General features: G+C 61.9%; 4 protein-coding genes and 1 tRNA gene. 1 reads left to right on the top strand and 4 read right to left on the bottom strand.

Translation table 11 applies throughout. The annotated features are described in order from the left end of the window. Positions 1 to 389, top strand: a 389-nt coding sequence (locus F6X40_RS42020) for a hypothetical protein (protein WP_222946310.1), incomplete at its 5' end; no start/stop codon positions are given. A 474-nt stretch (positions 390 to 863) separates the two neighbouring features. Here F6X40_RS42020 and F6X40_RS41110 read toward each other — a convergent pair. The 4 genes from F6X40_RS41110 to dusA form a co-directional block, all read right to left on the bottom strand. Further along, positions 864 to 1,298 carry a hypothetical protein gene (locus F6X40_RS41110; protein WP_187631842.1) on the bottom strand — a complete coding sequence of 145 codons (435 nt, stop codon included), beginning with the start codon at positions 1,296 to 1,298 and terminating at the stop codon, positions 864 to 866. Between the two features lie 139 nt (positions 1,299 to 1,437). Next, entirely contained in the window at positions 1,438 to 1,689 is a 252-nt protein-coding gene (locus tag F6X40_RS41115; protein WP_187631843.1) for a hypothetical protein, read from the bottom strand. Positions 1,690 to 1,856: 167 nt separating this feature from the next. Further along, a tRNA-His gene (locus F6X40_RS41120) sits at positions 1,857 to 1,932 on the bottom strand. 89 nt (positions 1,933 to 2,021) lie between these two features. After that, positions 2,022 to 3,023 (bottom strand): tRNA dihydrouridine(20/20a) synthase DusA, encoded by a 1,002-nt coding sequence (gene dusA, locus F6X40_RS41125; RefSeq protein WP_187631844.1) that lies wholly within the window; start codon positions 3,021 to 3,023, stop codon positions 2,022 to 2,024. Positions 3,024 to 3,217: the final 194 nt, after the last annotated feature.

Below are 3,217 nucleotides of genomic sequence, written 5' to 3' on the forward strand. Positions count from 1 at the left end.
GCGTCAATCAAAACCGCGCGTCAATCAATAAACGCTTGCCAGCGTCAATCAACATCGGCATCATATTTCTGCCGCGACATTCTCAAGCTGATTGTCGCGCGTCTCTCATCCAGATTGTCGCGCCACAGATCGTGGCAAATGGCAATGCGCAGCCCGCGCCGATGGACTTGGACGGACAACCGGCAGGAGTAACGATAGTCGGAAGAACGAACTCGGCAGTTGAAGCTGACGCAAGTGAGCAGCGCATCCTCAGCAGACCGTGGGTCCGCACTCCGTTTACAGTCTTGACATATGCGTTCGAACGAGCGCTCGGCAAAGCGGCTACCAGCCTAAATGGGCCGCATGCGCCACCAGCAGGGACCCTACGCGTCGTCGTCGCGCCCCGCTGAACTCATTCAGCCAGCGGGCTCGCATGCAGTAGAAGCACAGCGCCGCCGCAGCGCACAGCAAGCCCGTTATGAAACGCTGCCAAAAGCGGCCCCGATCTGGCCGAGCTTGTGCGTGAAGAGCGCACATCCATCGGCGCGCTCGGTGAGCAGACTGGCAACTGCACCGGATATCGGGCGTAAGATTGCACCTGGGCCATCCAAGGCCCGTCATATTTCCGGGTGGCCCGCATGTCCTGCGGGCTTTTTTTGCGCGCCGAGCGCCGTGGTGGCGAAATCATGCTCAGGCAGGTTAAGGCCGCAGGTTCGCGCGGCAAGATTCAAGAGCATTCAGGGAAGGCAGGCCCTGCAACGATTGCAGCGCCTGAAGAGCTGCCAACCCTTGCCGACCAGGGCATTTCATATCGGCAGGCATCGGACTCCCGCAGCCGCTGATGACGCTTGAGCAGGCGCCGTATTACCGTGCGACCTGAAAATTCAGGAGGCAGCGCGCTCGAAGCGGATTGTAAAGCTGTTGCCGTCGAACGCGGTTACCCGCCCGAGCATATCAGGGCGCGGCTCGAAATCCGTTGCTGTGCCGCGCATTGATGCGCCAGGTTCGGCGTCGATCTTCGCCGCGTTCGCACTGCTGACCGTGACCATTACCAGCCGCACGGTGAGCGCTTCATCGAGTGCGCGGCACAGGTGCCCGCGCACCTCATTCACGGCAGGCGATGCGCCCCAATCGCGAAGGTCATCGCGGTATTCACGCACATTCGGCGGCAACTCATCGCGCCGCCGCATCCATTGCCGATAGGCGCCCACGAGCGCGACGACAAGCTCGGGCGGGGCCGTTTCGCTTATCGCGGTGACGTCGTACAGGTGATTGCGCGGCTTCGCGTTGAAGCGGCGGAAGGCTTCCAGCATTTGCATGGCGGGTCAGACGCAGGAAGTACGGGCGCCCATTGTACCGGCCTGCGGCCTGCAATACGGCGCACGCACCGGCATCGAACCTGAGTCCGATGGCGGCCCTATGTTGACGCGGCAGGGGATTGCCACTGGTGCAGGAACATCAGCGGCCCCGCGCTCGCGCACGCCCCTCGGGGGCAGTGGGCATGTTGTAGCTGCGCTTGCCTGTCTTGCCGGACGGCTCACGCGGCTGCACCTGTGGTCCGCTCGACGTGTAGTTCGCCACCGCGCGTTCGAGCAGGTGGCCGCCGAACCTCTCAACCGGCACGGCCCGCGCCTCGCACAACTCGCGCAACCGTGCGCGTGTCTCGTCGGGAACCCAGACGATGACCGGTGCTGCGAATCCGTTTGCCATGATGGCCCCCGCGATGTGGTGGTGGACGCCGCGATTATCGCGCCGGGAGGCAGGCACAGGAACACGGGCCGCAAAGCATGGCAAAAAATCACTTACACCGGCACTTACACGAATTCCAGAAAGCAAAAAGCCCGGTCACGTGGACTGGGCTAAGTGCTTGAATTCTTTGGGGTGGCTGATGGGACTCGAACCCACGACGACAGGAATCACAATCCTGGACTCTACCAACTGAGCTACAGCCACCACTAACATCCGCTTGACTTGCTCTAAAAACCTGTCTCGCCGACGAAGAAACGAGATTATAGGGACTAGATGGTGGTTTGCCTAGTCCTTTATTCAAAAATGTCGATGGGCTCGCGCAGATGCTGTCTTGCTTCGTCGAAGATGGTCAGATCACGGGCGGCAAGTCGCTTGCTGTCGGACAAAACTCGACGCCAACCCCGCGCACCCGCTTCGCCGCGATACAGCCCAAGCGCATGGCGCGTGATCGCGCCGAGATAGGTGCCGCGCGCCATTTCGGTCGCGCAATACTCGATCAGTTTCGCTTCGACCTGCTCGCGCGTCAGCGCCGCCTGCGCAGAGCCGTAGAAGCGCGCGTCGACATCGGCGAGCAGGTAGGGGTTGTGATACGCCTCGCGCCCGAGCATCACGCCGTCGACGTGCTGAAGATGCGCGTCGACTTCGTCGAGCGTCTTGATACCGCCATTGATGACGATTTCCAGCTGCGGAAAATCGCGCTTCAACTGATACGCGTAGTCGTACTTGAGCGGCGGAATCTCGCGGTTTTCCTTCGGGCTCAGGCCCTTCAGGATCGCGTTGCGCGCATGAACGATGAAGACCTCACAGCCGGCTTGCGCGATCGTGCCGACAAAATCGCGGACGAAGCCGTATTCCTCGACCGTATCGACGCCGATGCGGTGCTTGACCGTGACTGGCACTGATACGACGTCGCGCATCGCCTTCACGCAATCGGCGACGAGTTGCGGCTCGTTCATCAGGCATGCGCCGAACGCGCCGCGTTGCACGCGCTCGGATGGGCAGCCGCAATTCAGGTTGATTTCGTCATAGCCCCATTGCTCGCCGAGCTTGGCCGAACGCGCGAGATCGTCGGGCTCGCTGCCGCCGAGTTGCAGCGCGACTGGCGCTTCGTCGGGCGTGAATGCGAGATGACGCGGCACGTCGCCGTGCAGCAGCGCGCCGGTCGTCACCATCTCCGTGTAAAGCCAGGTATGGCGCGAAATCATTCGATGCAGCGAGCGGCAATGGCGATCCGTCCAGTCCATCATCGGGGCAACGGACACGCGGCGGGGGCTGGGAGTGCGAGGTAAAGACATGGAGCGGCCAGGCGGCTTGAATCAAAACAATAATTTTACCGCAAGGCCAGAAACCGCCGGGCGCGCTGGAGCCCTATCACTGTCGCGACAAAGGCGGGCACCGGTTCGTCAATGCGTCAATGCCTTAATGTCCATGTCCCCCCATCCCGCCGCCACTGCTCCACGAGCTGCCGCCGCCGTGCATGCCGCCGTAT

Source organism: Paraburkholderia sp. UCT31 (assembly GCF_014397655.1).
In the GTDB taxonomy this organism is placed as follows: Bacteria; Pseudomonadota; Gammaproteobacteria; order Burkholderiales; family Burkholderiaceae; genus Paraburkholderia; species Paraburkholderia tuberum.

Bases quoted from the DNA above. Each gene is read 5' to 3' on its own strand.
- F6X40_RS41110 (WP_187631842.1), bottom strand. From the start codon at position 1,298: ATGCAAATGCTGGAAGCCTTCCGCCGCTTCAACGCGAAGCCGCGCAAT.
- F6X40_RS41115 (WP_187631843.1), bottom strand. From the start codon at position 1,689: ATGGCAAACGGATTCGCAGCACCGGTCATCGTCTGGGTTCCCGACGAG.
- dusA (WP_187631844.1), bottom strand. From the start codon at position 3,023: ATGTCTTTACCTCGCACTCCCAGCCCCCGCCGCGTGTCCGTTGCCCCG.